Genomic DNA, 15,324 nt, shown 5'->3' with positions numbered 1-15,324 from the left:
GTCGCGTTTTCCCCGAGCGCCGAGCCGGCTCAAGCCTCGGCCTGGCTGCGTTCCCCGAAAACAGGTGAGTTCGGCGCTATCAACACCCTCGGCCAGCTGAGTCCATAGCAAGCAGGGAAAGCGCCGGACTTCGGCAGGTCCAGACCCGCTCGGGACAGCGATAGATGACGCGCAATCGGCCTGCAGAATGAAACGCACCCCCTCAATCTCGTGAGCTTTGACAGCCCCCGGATGCTGCTTGTATAATCACCTTCACGATTGGGTTCTCGGACACCGGAGGCAGTGAACGTATGGGCAATTTCGCGGACCGCCTGCACGCAGAGATGGGCAGGAAGGACAGCCGCGTCTGCGTTGGGTTGGACCCGCGAGTCGATAGTTTGCCGCCGCATCTCAGACAGGCCGCGCAAGCAGGTCCACGGGAAGCAGCGCGCGCCTTCGCTGAGTTCTGTGTAGCAATCATACATGCTGTAGCCGACTGCGCGGTGGCAGTCAAACCGCAGGCGGCCTTCTTTGAGTTGCTCGGGCCCCCCGGCTACCAGACTTTGTGGGATGTGATCGCTGAAGCACGTTCCGTCGGGATTGTGGTGATTCTGGATGCCAAGCGCTCCGACATCGGCTCCACTGCGGAAGCCTATGCCGAAGCATACCTTGACCCGCCGGGTGGTCTTGCAGCCCCAGATGCGCTGACAATCAACGCATATCTCGGCAGTGACGGTGTGCTTCCGTTCGTGAACGTCGCGGCTCGCACTGGCCGGGGGCTCTTCGTGCTCGCCAAGACCTCCAACCCTTCATCAGGCGAACTGCAGGACCTGGATGTGGGTGGCGCCGCGATTTTCCAGGTCATGACTGATCTCATCGCAACCTGGGGCCGGGAACTTGTGGGCGATTGCGGATACTCATCGGTCGGGGCCGTTGCAGGCGCAACTTTCCCTGAACAACTCGCCCAGATGCGCGCCGAGGCACCCACGGTGCCTTTCCTGGTGCCCGGCTATGGGGCGCAGGGAGCGGGCGCAGGCGATGTCGTCGGGGCTTTCGATGACAACGGTCTGGGTGCCGTGGTCAACTCATCCCGGGGCATCATCTTCGCCTGGCGCGACGCCGCGTATCGCGATCGGTTCGCGCCCGAACAGTACGCTGCTGCTGCCGCCGCCGCCGCATGTGACATGCGGGAAGATATCAACCGCGCCCTGGCCAGTCGCTGACCGTCCGCGCGGCAGCCTGGGGCGATCTGGGAGGAACGCGGGTGTCACTGGCCGGGCGCAGTCTGGTTGCTCTCGGGGATCTGAGCACAACCGAAATCCTGCAGATTCTCGACGTCGCCGACGGTATGGCCGATGCGGTGGGCTTTGACGATCCGTCCAAGCGCACCCCATCAGAGCCACTGGATCGCATCCTCGCCGCACTCTTCTTCGAACCCAGCACCCGGACCCGCCTTTCCTTCGAGTCCGCCATGCTGCGCCTGGGCGGCCAGGTCATCGGCTTCGCGGACCCGTCGGGGAGTTCGGTGAGCAAGGGCGAGTCGCTTGCCGATACCGTCCGCATGGCCGCCGGGTATTCCGACATCATCGTCATCCGCCATCCGCTGGCGGGGTCGGCGAAAGTGGCGGCGGACTTCTCCAGCGTGCCGGTGATCAACGCGGGCGACGGACCCCATGAGCACCCGACCCAGACCCTTACCGATCTGTTCTGCATCCGCCGCGCCCAGGGGAAACTGGACGGGCTCAAGGTCGGGCTCTGTGGAGACCTGAAGTACGGGCGCACTGTGCATTCGCTCGCGCCGATGATGGCGCGGTTCGGGTCGGAAATCGTCTGCATCGCGCCGGATGAGTTGCAGCTGCCCGAGCGGTGGATGAGCGAGTGCCAGGCAATCTCTGGCAGGCGTCCAGCTCAGGTTGCGAGCCTGGAGGAAGCCATCTCCGGGCTGGATGTCCTGTACATGACCCGCATTCAGCGGGAGCGTTTTGATCGGCCCGAGGACTATGAGCGGGTCAAGAACGTATACATCCTCACCCCGGAGATCATGAAACGCGGCCCGGAGGGCATGATCGTCCTGCATCCGTTGCCGCGGGTGAACGAGATCACGCCGGCAGTGGACGCGGACCCGCGCGCTTTGTATTTCAAGCAGGCCGCTGGTGGTGTCCCTGTACGCATGGCGCTCATATCACTGCTGCTTGGCATGTCGGGCAGTCGCACCAGCCGCGGGCAGTTCGGCCTCGGCGGCGGCTCTAACTCCGCCGGGTCCTGCGATGCGACGCAAGCAGCCACCGAGCCTCGCAAGCCCGCGCCGAAACTGGTGACGGGTCCGCGTTGCGCGAACCCGAAGTGCATCACGACCCAGGAGCCGCTGGAGCCGCTATTCTACGATGAACCCGGCGCCCTGCGGTGCGTATACTGCGAGGAAACCAGCGTCCAGAGGACGTTGTAGCAATGTGCTGGTTCCGCCACCGGTGCCGGCGACCTCAATTCCAACCATCCCGCAAGGGAATGTATCAAAGGCTTCCTGCTCACGATGATGCAGGCGCAAGCCATATAAGGAGGGACACAAATGGACCTGTCCGGAAAGTACACGATCGAAATCCCGCAGGTGAAGAAATGTGCCGTGGCGTATTCCGGTGGGCTCGATTCGGCGCTCGCGCTCAAGCTCCTGCCCGAATACTACGGCTGCGAAGAGGTCCTGGCCTGCACCGTCAATGTCGGGCTCACAGACGCTGAGATCGAGATGTGCAAGTCCAAGGCAGAGCTGCTGGGCGTGCCGTGGTTCTTCATCGACGCTGAAGAAGAGTTCGTCAACGAGTGCCTGACCAAGGCCATCTGGGCGAACTCATCCTACGAGGGCTATCCAGTCGCTACGTCTATGACCCGGCAGCTCATCGCCCGGAAGGTCGCCGAGTTCGCCGTCGAGCAGGGCTGCGACTCCCTGTGCGAAGGATCTACCGGCAAGGGCAATGACCAGTTCCGCATGCACAATGTCTTCTCCCTGTTCGCGCCGGACCTGACCATCGTGGTTCCGGTCCGCGACTTCAACATGAACCGCGAAGAGGAGAAGGAGCTGTCCAAGCAGTATGGCATCCCGTACAAGGCGGGGATCGGCGACGACCTGACCATGTGGTGTCGCAGCATCGGCTCGGGCGAGGTCTCGAACCTGAAGATGCGCATCCCGCAGGACGAGTTCATCTGGTACAAGTACCCGGAAAACGCCTGCGACGAGCCCCATGAAATGGAGATTGAGTTTGAGGGTGGCCTGCCGGTCAAGTGCGACGGAGTCGAGGGCCTGGCTAACATCGTCCACTACCTGAACGATCTCGGCGGATCCCACAGCATCGGCAAGATTGACATGTTCGAGGACGGCATGATCGGCCTGAAGTCCCGCGAGGTATACGAGGCCCCGGCGGCCAAGATCATCCTGACCATCCACCAGGACATGGAGCAGCTCTGCCTGAGCAAGGAGCAGGTGCTGTTCAAGCCCATTGTGGAGCGCCAGTGGGCGTATCTCGTATACCACGGCGGCTGGTATCACCCGCTGAAGCACGACTGCGACCAGTTCATCGCGGCCTCCCAGTGGGCGGTCAACGGCAAGTACAAGGTGGTCCTGTACAAGGGCAACATCGACATCATCGAGCGGCAGTCGGAAAGCCGGCTGTTCCGGCCCGAACTGCGCGCCATCGTTGAGCGCGAGAAGGAGCCGGGCGAGGTCCGCATCGTCTGGGACCAGCAGGAATCGGGCCCGGCGGTGAAGATCCACGGCTTCCAGTACCAGATCATGGGTCACCGTGGAATGCCGTATGTGAAGTGAGGCAAGGCGAGTTGAAGGGGCTTGACCAGGTGTTGCTCGAACTCCGGCGAGGCCTGCGGGAGATCTACGGGCCGCGCCTGGTCGGCCTCTACCTCTACGGGTCCAGGGCGCGCGGTGATGCTGGTGAAGACTCGGATGTGGATGTGGCCCTGATCCTGGATGACTAAGGGCGTATCGGTGACGAGATCACCCGGACGATGGACTTAGTCGCCCGTGTCTCGCTGACGCGCAACTGCGTAGTGCAGTTGATGCCGATCCGCGCGAATGAGTGGCTGGCTGGCGAGGAGCCGCTGGTGCGGAACATCCGCCGCGAAGGGCGCGCCGTGGCACGAGCGCTGACCGGCACACCGTAGCTCTGTTATCCAGGGCGGAGAGCAGCATCGAGGCGGCAGGAATCCTCGCTGCGCAGGAGGGCATGGCCGGGTTCACGGTGTCCAGAGCCTATTATGCCATGTTCTACGTTGCGGAGACCCTCCTCGCAGAGCAAGGGCTCGACCTGTCGAAACACAGTGCTGTCATCAGCAAGTTCGGGCAGGTATTTGCCAGGCAGTCGCTGATGGACGCGAAGTTCTACCGGATGCTCATCGATGCGCAGGAACGGCGTCTGATTGGCGACTACCGCGCAACGGAAGAGCTGACAAGCACGAAGCTGTGACGAAGATCGCGGATGCATCGGAGTTCCTCGCGGCTGCGCGAGACTATCTCGGGATACCCGGTGGGCCCGACCACTACTGACCGCGAGGCACGAACAGCCTGAACGGAGGGGTCATTCCATGGCCGATGATGTGCTTGTCATACTGCAGCAGGCGCTGAACAAGGAAGAAGACCGGAAGGCGTACTACGAAGATGCCGCGCAGCGGACATGCAACCCGCTCGCACAGCAGACCTTCACCTTCCTGGCCGCCCAGGAAGCGAAGCACGCCGAGTTCATCAAAGCGTACTATGGAAAGATGGAGCAGGACGGTGTCTGGCCGGATCCAGCCATGTGCGACGCCGAGTGCAAGCTCCAGGCCGAGGAGATCCGACAGGTCTTCACGAATGCCCGGGCCAACATCGATGGCGAAGTCACGTGCGACACCGAGTTGAGCGACGCCTACGCCATTGCCATGCAGGGCGAACGCGACAGCATCGACTACTACAAGGAGCAACTCGACGCGGCCACCGATCCCAACGCGAAGGCATTCTACGACGCTCTTCTGCACGCCGAACGCCTTCACCTGCAGCTTCTTTCGCAGACCGAAGACTATCTGAACGACACGGCGAAGTGGTTCTTCGACGAGGAGCAGTGGGGCGTCACCGGATAGCCACCTGCCCGCTTTCCCGTGCGCGACACATTGGGCCGCGAAATACCGCGGGCCGGTGTGTCTGCGCTGCTTCCGTGGCTGCGTGAAAAGGAGACCCCTTTCATGGCTGCGCGCATCCTTCTGATAGCGGCGACGGTCGCCCTGTTGCTGGCGACCGTGCCGGCCCAGGCCGATGACCTCACGTCCTTCGGCTCCGGCTTCATCGTGGACTCGCGCGGGTACGTGATCACAAACGAGCATGTCGTCCATCGCGCCAAGTCCGTGGAAGTCGTGTTACGCGGGCGCGAGCGAATCCCGGCGACGATCCTCAGCGTGGACCAAGATCACGACTTGGCGCTGCTGAAGGTGGACGCCGACCGGCACCTGCCGTTTCTGCCCATCGGGAGTTCCGCCGAGGTGAAGCGGCAGGAGGTGGTGCTTGCGCTGGGCTTCCCCTTCGGAGAGGGCGCCATCACCTCCACGAGCGGCCGGATCGTGTCGATCCGCACCGAAGACGCCAACCAGTTGATCGTCACCGATGCGGTCGCGAACCCGGGCAACAGTGGAGGACCGCTGCTCAACCAGAATGGCGAAGTCATAGGGGTAATCAGTTCGCTGCTAATGGCCAACGTCGATGGGGCGCGCGTCAAGGCCGGCGAGGTCTATGCCATCCCGATCAGTTTCGCGATGCCCATGTTCGCGTCGATCCCTGACTTCGACTGGATGTCCGTGGGCAAGGCCAAGGGACGTCTGGAACTCAATGAACTCGACGCCATGGCCAGCCCCGCGGTGGTCCAGATCATGTCCGACCGCGTCGCACCCGGCACCATCCAGGGCGCGGCCGGCGAGGGCATCAGTGACTTCGCGAAAAACGCCGTGGCGCTGTTGAGCGAGTATCTCGACCGAATGCAAGTGAAGTACGAGGTGAAGACCGACCTCCAGCACCCGCTCATCACCACCGAAATTACTCTCGAGAATGCCGTTCACCACCCCAATATCGTGGTCGATGCGAACCGCGAACTGGTCTACCTGTACCTCAACCGCTACCTCATGGCTCCTCCCGACCAGGCGAACATCGATACCGTCCTACGCACCTTGATGGACTATAACTGGCGGGTGAACATCGGTAAGTTCGAATGGGATAAGAGCGACGGTGAGGTGCGCTTCTCCCAGATTTTCACCACGGAGAACGGCTTGGGCTTCGAGGCATTCGAGGCCATGTACTTCGCTTTGGCCCGGCTGGGGGACCAGTTGTGGCCCGAACTGAAAGCGATTGTGGACGGGAAAGCTCCTGCGGATACGGACGAAGGGAACGAGTAAATGTCAGGCGACGGCAAGTCGAGTAAGCTCTGGGGCGGACGGTTTTCGGCGGAGATGGCCGACATTGCCCTGCAGATATCGGAATCGACGGGCGCAGACGGCCGCATGGTGTTTGAAGATATCTGGGGCAGTCAGGCCCACAGCATCATGCTGGCAAGCTGCGGTATCATCTCTCAAGAGGACCTGCGGGAGATCCTGCGTTGGCTCGAGCATGCTCGCCAAGCGTGGGAAGACGGAAGCTTTGAACTCAAGCGCGAGCTTGAGGATGTCCACATGAACGTGGAGACGTACTTGCGCCAGGGAGCCGGACCGGAGATGGGTGGCCGCTTGCACACCGCACGCTCCCGCAATGACCAGGTAGCCACCGACGGCAAGATGCACTGCCGCGCCAGACTCATCGACATTCGTGACGCCCTGGCGGAACTGCGGCAGGCGCTCCTCGACCGGGCGGAGGGGCACGAGCAGACGGTCATGCCGGGCTACACCCACACCCAGCATGCCCAGCCGATTTCCGTGGCCTTCTGGCTCACGGGTCACGCCGCCGGTCTCGCGCGGGACGATCAGCGCTTGTCCGACCTGTACACGCGTGTGAACACCTGCCCGCTGGGGGCCGCTGCACTTGCGGGCACTTCGTTCCCCACCGACCGCCGCCTGAGCGCGCGCCTGCTGGGTTTCGCTGATGTCCAGCCGCACAGCCTCGACTGCGTGGGCACCCGAGACTGGGCTGCCGAGACGGTGGCGGACCTCGCGATCATGATGTCCGCGTTGTCCAAGATCGCCGAGGAGTTCGTACTCTGGTCCACATACGAATATCGGATGTTGGAGATCGACGACGCCTACTCGTCAGGCTCCAGCATTATGCCGCAGAAGAAGAACCCTTGCATTGCCGAACTCACCCGGGGCAAGGTGGGCGTGGTCTACGGGCGACTGATGCAGATACTGACCATGCTCAAGGCCCTGCCCAGCGGCTACAACCGCGACCTGCAGGAAGACAAACCGCCGCTTTGGGACGCGCTGGACTGCGCCGAGCTATGCCTGCGTGCGGTGACGGAGATGGTGCGCACGGTAACCTTCAACACCGAGCGCATGCGGGAGCTTGTGGGCCGCAACTTCGCTACCGCAACCGAACTTGCCAACTACCTCGTGGCTGGGCGCGGCCTGCCCTTCCGGACCTGCCACGAGATCGTGGGCGGCCTGGTGGGGACCCTGGTGCGCGAGGGCAAGACGTTGGATGACCACGAACGCGTGCGCGAGCTCCTTGCAGAGCACGGGCAGGATCTCAGCCTGGAAGAGATAGCGCTGGTGGTGGACCCTGTCTCCTGTCTCAATCGGCAGGTCAGTCTCGGCAGCACCGGGCCGGCGGCCGTTCTTGAGATGCATGCGCTGCTTGCCGAGGGCCTCAAGAACAGTCGGGCAGAACTCGCCGCCTGGCGCAGTGGACTGAATGAGGCGTATGCGATGACGCGCAAGATCGCTGAGCACGTCCTGGCCGGTGGGGCGCTGGAAGACATGAACCTGCGCTGAAAGCTCGCGTGAACTGCACACCTGTTCGCATCACCGGCCGACGATGGGCCGACCCCGTGGGGGATCCCGCGATGGAGTCCCTGGCCGCGAGAATCACGCGCCGCGAGGAAGTTGCGCCGCATCATATCACCCTTGAGCTTGACTGCCCGGCGATCGCGCACGCTGCGACTCCGGGCCAGTTCGTTCACGTGCGCGTGTCTGGTACCGACGACCCGCTCCTGCGCAGGCCGATCAGCATCATGCTGCGCGACAACTACCGGGGGCGCATCGAGATTCTCGTGCGCGCGGTTGGCAGGGGCACCGCGATCCTGTCCAACCTCGCGCCAGGAAGCGCGCTAGACATCATTGGTCCTCTCGGTCACGGTTTCCCGGTGCCGGAGGAAGATAGCAGGGTTCTATTGGTAGCGGGCGGAGTGGGCGTCGCGCCGCTAATCTTCCTGGCCGACACGCTGCAGCTTGCCGAACAGCAGCACTATGTGCGTGGGCTCCTGGGCGCGGCAACTGAGGACATGTTGGTGTGCTGGCAGGACTTCGCCGGTCGCTGCGAGGCGTTCCAGGCAGCCACAGAAGACGGCACTGCGGGGGCGCGCGGGCTGGTTACGGAACTCGTCTCCGAGCAGCTGCAGCGCGGTGTCGACATCGTCTATACCTGCGGGCCACGGCCTATGATGGCGCGCGTGGCGGAGCTCTGCGCAGAACAGAGCGTTCCCTGCTGGGCGTCGCTTGAACAGTTCATGGGCTGCGGGGTGGGTGCGTGTCTGGGCTGTGTGATCCCGACCCGGCTGCAACCCAAACACCGCAGGGTGTGCAAGGACGGGCCCGTCTTCAGCGCCAGCGAGGTTGCCTGGGAGGAGCTGAGCGAGTGATGACTCCCGACCTGACTACCACCGTGGGCAAGATCCAGCTCAAGAACCCGATCCTCACTGCCTCCGGCACTTTCGGATACGGTGAAGAGTATGCCGAGTTCTATGACCTGTCGGCACTCGGGGGAATCATCCTCAAAGGAACCACTCTCGAGCCGCGGGAGGGGAATCCCCCGACGCGCATCGCTGAAACCCCGGCCGGGATGCTCAATGCCATCGGCCTGCAGAACCCGGGCATCGATGCGGTCATCACCGACAAGCTCCCCAGCCTGTCCCGTTTCGACACGGCGGTCATCGTCAATATCTCCGGCCGTACCGTTGATGAGTACGCGGAGCTTGCCCGGCGGCTGGATCCGGTGCCGTCGATCGCAGCCATCGAGGTCAACATAAGCTGCCCCAATGTTCAGCACGGTGGGATGCAGTTCGGGGTCGATCCGGTCCTGATCCGCGATCTTGTGCAGGCCGTCCGTGGCCAAACCACTCACCCGCTCGTTGTCAAACTCTCGCCCAACGTCACCGACATCCTGGTCATGGGAGAAGCGGCGGTCGAGGCAGGCGCCGACGCGCTGTCGGCGATCAACACACTGCTGGGCATGGCGATCGATGTCGAGCGTCGCCGCCCGGTGCTGGCAAACGTCACCGGTGGCCTATCCGGACCAGCCATTCGCCCGGTCGCTGTGCGCATGGTCTGGCAGCTTGCACGAGAGTTGGATGTGCCGATCATCGGCTCGGGCGGGATAATGACCGCCAGGGACGCGGTTGAGTTCATCCTTGCCGGAGCGAGTGCGGTGGCGGTTGGCACGGCGAACTTCGTGGATCCACGGGCCGCGCTCAAGGTGGTCCACGGCTTGCGGGATTTCTGCGGGACTCACGGCGTAAGTCGAATCGCAGAGCTAGTTGGTGCGGTGCAGACAGGCTGAATCCCCAGTCCAGTTCCCGGTGCGTTCCGGCTTCGTACGCGTCTGCGCGTGATCCGGTCGCTGTCTCCCCGGCGTTTGCGCCTGAGTTTTCTTGTGATATACTGGCGTTTCTCGTGGCCCCCGGGCCGCGATCAAATACCAGGTCGGCAGCCGTCGCCCTGTGAGGAGCGAGTACAGATGACGGAAGACACCCTGAATATCTTGCAGAACTTCATGTTCCGCACCCCGTGTGACCGGCTCTCCACCGATTTGAACGCGTGGCAGGCTGAGCTGAAGAAAGAGTTCCCCGGCGCCAGTGACGAGCGACAGGCCGAAATCGCCGAGGGCATCAAGGAACTGGCGATCGACCTGCAGTCCGGCCTTGCCGACTGGGCCCTGAAGTGCAATGTCCAGCACGAGCACTCCGCGGCCTGCTGCACCACCAACGAGGCAGTACTCGAGGGCGAGAGCAAGCAGTGCATCGGAATGCTCCGGGACTGGGGTCGGGCTGATCTCGCAGACGCTGCAGAAGCCGAAATCGCCGCTATCAAGTCCAGCAATCTGCTGAAGCTCACACGGATGAGCCTTTTCGGGCCGGTCAACACCTACTGGGGCAATGATTACGCCTCCCACCTGCGCGATGCAATGCGACGCGGTGCGGCGATGGTCACCACCAACCCAGTTCTCGTCAATGTCGCTCGTGAGGAAGAGCCGGAGTACTGGACCCCAGTTCGCGACAGGCTGCTCGAGGCGCACCCCAATTACGGCCCGGTAGACCTGGCCTACGCGCTGACCATCCAGGTCGTCGTGCATAACGCCCGGCTGCTGCGCCCGATCTGGGAGCTCACCGACGGCGAGATGGGATACGTCAGCCTGCAGCTCAGCCCGAAGAACGCCACCGATGCCGACCAGATGATCAAGGAAGCCAAGTGGGTTTGGGGCCAGCTTGAGCGCGAGCTTCAGGGCGTCCCGAACTGCGTGTTCAAGGTCCCTGGAACCAAGGCCGGGATCGATGTCGCCGCCGAGGCTACCCGCTGCGGCATGGGCGTGAACGTTACCGTCAACTTCTCTCTGCCCCAGCAGATCGCGTTCGCCGGCGCCATCGAGAAGAACAGCACCTGCAAGGTCAGCTACCGGACCCAGATGGACGGCCGCCTGGACGACCCTGTGGGCGATGAACTCAAGGAGTTCATCCCCGACTGGGAGGAGGTCAAGACCTGGTGCACCACCGCCATCCGGCAGCGCGAGTACCGGCTGCTTAGTTTCGCTCCGCAGCGCGGCGGTCTCGGGTTCACCAAGTCCCGGCCGTTGCCCGCTTCCGGCCGTGGCCCCTGGAATATCCTGCGCTCGGTGCACAGTGAGCCGGAAGTGCCGCTGTGGCTCACCGTATTCCCCAACCGCCAGGAAGAGTTCGACGCCGAACCCCGGGAAATCGACCCCAACGGCATGTGGACCCCCCTCCCCCCGGGCACGCTGGACAAGCTCTACAAGTCCGAGCTGTTCCGCAAGGCCTACGAGCCGGACGGCATGAAGGTCGATGAGTTCGACACCTATCTGCCCGTGGTCAAGACCTTGGCCCAGTTCAACGACAGCTACGACGAGTTCCTCGCCTGGGTCTCCGGCAAGTAACCGGACGAGAACAGCCTCCCGACGACAAAGAGCCCGCCGCGCATTTCCGGCGGGCTCTTTCGTGATTCCTGCCAGGGTACAAGCTGCGGGTCCAGCCGGAGAAACGGCGGCGGACGCAGGGGAAGACCTTTGCTCCACGGAGGCACGGAACAAATGCCCGGGTCGGCCGTCCGGAGCCCCTGCGAATGTTGCGTGACTGTGACATGCGAACGCTGTAGATGCGTCGCTCGTCCCCGATAGTGTGGTTGGAGGGCCTACGGCGAGGGAGCTTCGAGGAAAAAATGCGGTATTCCAGCGTTTCTCTTGATAATGTCTTGACTAAACGTTGAGTTTCGGGGTATACTGGGTTCGATGGATGATGAGGCGGGGAGCGAGAGCCGAGGTGAAGGACATGCCCGTCAATCGAGCTCGAACGCGGGGCCGCGGGATGCGCGGGGGAACGGCATCCGTCGAAATGGCGATGGTTACGCCGTTCCTGATAATTGCGCTGTTCGGAATCATTGAGTTCGGCATGATCTTCAGCAGTCTGATGCAGCTCAACAATGTCACGCGTGAGGGCGCGCGTGTGGCATGCACCGGTTCCACCGTAACAGAGGTTCTCGACCGGATGGAGGGTAGCCTGGGTCGCTTGGACCCGGATGCAATGACCGTTGTCCTGGAGTTTCGAACGTATTCAGGTGGATATTGGTCCCAATGGCAGACCCTGACGGATGACGGCGTCCGCAACACCGCACCCTTGGGCGCACAGATTCGCGTGAGAGCTTCATACGACCATCACCTCATGCTCGGAGGCTTGTTCGGCAGGTTCGCCGACGACACCACTGCCCACACCAAGACACTCCGCGCAAGTGCGGTGATGCGCCGCGAATAGCGCGTGAAATGGCCAAGCGCTGGGGGGCAGCGCGGTCGATGTCGCTGATCGGAGCGGGGGCAATCAAACGGTTTGCTGTCCCGGGCCCTAAGTAGGGGCTCCCTCAGAGACCCGGCGCCACCCCACCAGTCTGCCAGGACGGAGACTCGTGGAGTGGCGCCGGGGCATTTTGCATTGGGGGTTGAGGGAGCCGGGCCCGTTATGCGGGGCTATACCTTCAGTCGGGGAAGGAGAGGTGTGCAGGAGGTAGATTTACAAGTGTCGACCGGCCCTTGGTAGCTCCTGTCTGTCTTCGGAGACTGGCAGGTCGCAGTCCAAAGGCGCACCTTGATATCCGGGGCGAGAACTGAAACCCGGGCAGGACGACCGTCCGCCACCTGCGTGATTGCACGCGGGCGAATAATCTCACGGACCATGCTGGGGGGCAACCAGTATGCATAGGGTCCGAAAAGGGCGCGGGGCGGTCATCGCCACAGTACTCTTCTCACTGGCCGTACTGTTGGGGATGGCGGCCCTGTGCATCGACTACGGTGTGGCGGCCTTGGCCAAGCAGCAGCTGCAGAACGCAGTGGACGCTGCTGCGCTAGCGGCTGTGAGCGCACTGCAGATGAGCCTGGATCCCGTGGCGGCCGTTGACGCCGCCGTTGCCACGGCACAGGCGAACCGGGTCTGGGACGGCAACTTGACCCTCGACCCGGACAATGACATTGTCGTGGGCGCTTGGGATTATGAAAACCATGTCATACACCCGTTCGAGGTAAGCGAAGGCGTGATCTCCGTCCCCGACGGGACCGTGGCGGTTCAGGTGATTGGACGTCGAACTGAAGATGCGGCAGATGGTCCGATACATTTGTACTTTGCCAAGGTACTCGGCATTGAGACCGTCAATCTCACCGCCCGCGCCATAGCAACCCTCACGGTCTCACGCAGTCCGAGACCGCCTGTCGAGGTCATGCTGGCGCAGGACCAGTCGGGGTCGTTTGAGGACGAGTTCCCGTACGCGCGAACCGGGAATGTGGAGTTCATCAAGTTCATGCGCGAGTGTTTCGCGGACGGAGACCGGGTGGGTATCTGCGGATTTGGTCAGCACGCCATTCATGAGTTCATGGATGACCGCTCACGGATGGACACGAACCTATTCCATGATATTCATCCAACCGACGAGTACGAGACGGCGAAGTACTCCACCGGGCCCGATGAGTATAGCGACCCGCTCAGCGATTACGTGGCCGGGATGCCTACTGTCCCGTACAACCAAGCACCACAGCACAACTCCTGGACGAACATGTACACGGGGCTCCTTCGGGCGGGGCTTGGCTTCGCGGAAGCATCCGACGCTCAGGCGCGATGGCAGGAGTTCATTGATCACTTCTATGCCGACAAGTGGTGGGAGACGGCCAGCAGCACCAACTGCTACAGCAAGGGCACGTACAATCAGTGGGAGCCTTACCGGAGTGTCAATGCCAGCAAGTATACACAGGTGAAGTGGTTCAATGGCAAGAAGTACGGTCGTCGCAGTACCACTCTCTGGGTGCATAAGGACATCGGCTGGTACTGGAAAAACGGCACGACGACCCAAAAAAACCAGTTGAAGGCGTGGATCGACGAGCTGCTGGACTATGACTTCGCAAATAGCGATGCCGAGCACGTTGTCGTTCTGGTAAGTGACGGCATGCCCTGGTGGGGTGGGGGCAGCGCCGGCGACAGCTCGATCAAGGCCCTGGGGACATACATCGCGGACAAGCTCGCGGCAAAGGGGATCCGGATCCACACGGTGACTCTCGATCAGGGAACAGCTTCGGGCGACATGGGGGCAGACTCCGAGTACAACGCGTCACTGTGCCGCAATGGCGGGTATGCGTTCTACACCTACGACGCCGCGAAGCTGAAAACACTGATGGTGGGCGTGGGGCAGGTTGAGGTCGGCCAGTCACACCTGATGTACTAGACTCCGCGCAGTCGGACGCCAGGAGGCGACCAGCGTCCAGAGCAGACAACCTGGGGGGCAGTACCGGCAGCTCAGGCCAGGCGCACTATAGCGTCGAACTGAGTTGACCCGCTCATCTGCTTGCACGCAGCGGGTAGCGGGAGACTGTGCTTCAGGGGGGCTGTTCCATGCGATCACTTCGCACGGGAGGCCACGTCGGGCTCAACTCAGGCCGCAATGCAAGAAGAGGCGCTACAGTCGCAACCACGCTGTTTGCGCTGGTCGTGCTCCTGGCGTTCATGGGCATGGCTTTGGACGTCGGACAGGTGGTGCTTTCCGCCCAGCAGTGCCAGCAGATTGCGGATGCCGGCTGTCTGGGAGGGGCGCAGGACCTGCCGAACACGGACCTTGCCGTGACCACGGCGCTGGAGACGGCCCGCGCCAACATCCCCGCCGACCAGGCTCAAGTTTTCCAGGTCACCACCGGGGTCTATGCCGAGGGCGAGGAGATTCCCGATTTCGGTCCGGCGCCCAGCAAAGGGAGCTTCACCGTCACCGCCACCAAGTGGGTGGACTACATCTTCCTGCCTGTGATCGGAATGCGAGGAGTGCGCGTCTCCCGCACCGCGGCGGCGGCCCATCTGGACCTGGGCACCTGCATCAGCCCGATGTGGGTCTCGGAAGGCACCTATGTCGAGTACGGCCTGGGCATGGATATGCACTTCTGCGATGACCCCACCACCCAGTCCCGCTCGTACGGCATCTTCGGCTGGCTGGACACCCCCAGTGGGGTAGACTGGGACGAGGCCCTCAAGGGCACGGTCGAGCCCGAGATCGAAGAACTCTGCCGAGTACGCGAAGGGGACATCGTCTATAACCGCCCGGGGCAGCGAACGGGCCAGTGGATGGCCGATCTGGAGACCGACTGGGACTCCCGTCTGAGACGCGCCCAATGGCCGCGCTGGCGGAATGACACCTTCGAGAACTTCCACCACGACAATCCGCGCATCATGATCGTCCCATTCTGCGTCTACGAAGGGTCGAGTGGGAACAACGCCTACTTCACTATCACACGTTTCGGGGCCTGGTGGCTGGAGGACTGCAGGAAGCAAGGGAGCGACAAGGTCGTCTACGGACGCTTCATCGATTTCACGAAACCCGGCGGCACGGTCAAGGGCATCAAGCCGACACACCTATTGTACTAAAGCGGCGGCA

General features: G+C 62.6%; 14 protein-coding genes. All 14 read left to right on the top strand.

The features are described from left to right. The first annotated feature begins 290 nt into the window (after positions 1–290). Positions 291–1,202: an orotidine-5'-phosphate decarboxylase gene (pyrF, locus tag HPY44_12540; protein NSW56832.1), complete on the top strand. Its 912-nt coding sequence runs from the start codon at positions 291–293 to the stop codon at positions 1,200–1,202. A 47-nt stretch (positions 1,203–1,249) separates the two neighbouring features. Then, the gene (pyrB, locus tag HPY44_12535; protein ID NSW56831.1) at positions 1,250–2,425 is read left to right on the top strand and encodes an aspartate carbamoyltransferase; all 1,176 of its coding nucleotides are present in this window, start codon (positions 1,250–1,252) and stop codon (positions 2,423–2,425) included. Between the two features lie 120 nt (positions 2,426–2,545). After that, a complete protein-coding gene (gene argG, locus HPY44_12530; GenBank protein ID NSW56830.1) occupies positions 2,546–3,793 on the top strand; it encodes an argininosuccinate synthase in 1,248 nt (415 codons plus the stop codon). Positions 3,794–3,804: 11 nt separating this feature from the next. After that, a complete protein-coding gene (locus tag HPY44_12525; protein NSW56829.1) occupies positions 3,805–3,960 on the top strand; it encodes a nucleotidyltransferase domain-containing protein in 156 nt (51 codons plus the stop codon). Between the two features lie 101 nt (positions 3,961–4,061). Further along, positions 4,062–4,448 carry a HEPN domain-containing protein gene (locus HPY44_12520; protein ID NSW56828.1) on the top strand — a complete coding sequence of 129 codons (387 nt, stop codon included), beginning with the start codon at positions 4,062–4,064 and terminating at the stop codon, positions 4,446–4,448. A gap of 118 nt (positions 4,449–4,566) precedes the next feature. Continuing rightward, positions 4,567–5,097 carry a ferritin family protein gene (locus tag HPY44_12515; protein ID NSW56827.1) on the top strand — a complete coding sequence of 177 codons (531 nt, stop codon included), beginning with the start codon at positions 4,567–4,569 and terminating at the stop codon, positions 5,095–5,097. A 102-nt stretch (positions 5,098–5,199) separates the two neighbouring features. Then, positions 5,200–6,396 carry a trypsin-like peptidase domain-containing protein gene (locus HPY44_12510; GenBank protein ID NSW56826.1) on the top strand — a complete coding sequence of 399 codons (1,197 nt, stop codon included), beginning with the start codon at positions 5,200–5,202 and terminating at the stop codon, positions 6,394–6,396. Next, on the top strand, positions 6,397–7,920 hold the full coding sequence (gene argH, locus HPY44_12505) for an argininosuccinate lyase (protein NSW56825.1): 1,524 nt from the start codon (positions 6,397–6,399) through the stop codon (positions 7,918–7,920). A gap of 71 nt (positions 7,921–7,991) precedes the next feature. Then, complete coding sequence (locus HPY44_12500) at positions 7,992–8,786, top strand: dihydroorotate dehydrogenase electron transfer subunit (protein ID NSW56824.1); 795 nt, start codon at positions 7,992–7,994, stop codon at positions 8,784–8,786. Further along, entirely contained in the window at positions 8,786–9,703 is a 918-nt protein-coding gene (locus tag HPY44_12495) for a dihydroorotate dehydrogenase (GenBank protein NSW56823.1), read from the top strand. Before HPY44_12500 ends, HPY44_12495 begins: the two co-directional genes overlap by 1 nt. Before the next feature lie 177 nt (positions 9,704–9,880). After that, on the top strand, positions 9,881–11,311 hold the full coding sequence (locus tag HPY44_12490; protein ID NSW56822.1) for a hypothetical protein: 1,431 nt from the start codon (positions 9,881–9,883) through the stop codon (positions 11,309–11,311). A 391-nt stretch (positions 11,312–11,702) separates the two neighbouring features. Next, entirely contained in the window at positions 11,703–12,182 is a 480-nt protein-coding gene (locus HPY44_12485; GenBank protein NSW56821.1) for a pilus assembly protein, read from the top strand. Positions 12,183–12,615: 433 nt separating this feature from the next. Continuing rightward, positions 12,616–14,130: a hypothetical protein gene (locus tag HPY44_12480; GenBank protein NSW56820.1), complete on the top strand. Its 1,515-nt coding sequence runs from the start codon at positions 12,616–12,618 to the stop codon at positions 14,128–14,130. 167 nt (positions 14,131–14,297) lie between these two features. Beyond that, positions 14,298–15,314, top strand: coding sequence for a hypothetical protein (locus HPY44_12475; protein ID NSW56819.1), 1,017 nt, complete (start codon positions 14,298–14,300; stop codon positions 15,312–15,314). Positions 15,315–15,324 lie beyond the last annotated feature (10 nt).

The sequence above is a fragment of the Armatimonadota bacterium genome (genome assembly GCA_013314775.1).
Classification (GTDB): Bacteria; Armatimonadota; Zipacnadia; order Zipacnadales; family JABUFB01; genus JABUFB01.
This window is presented reverse-complemented; position numbering and strand designations above follow the sequence as displayed.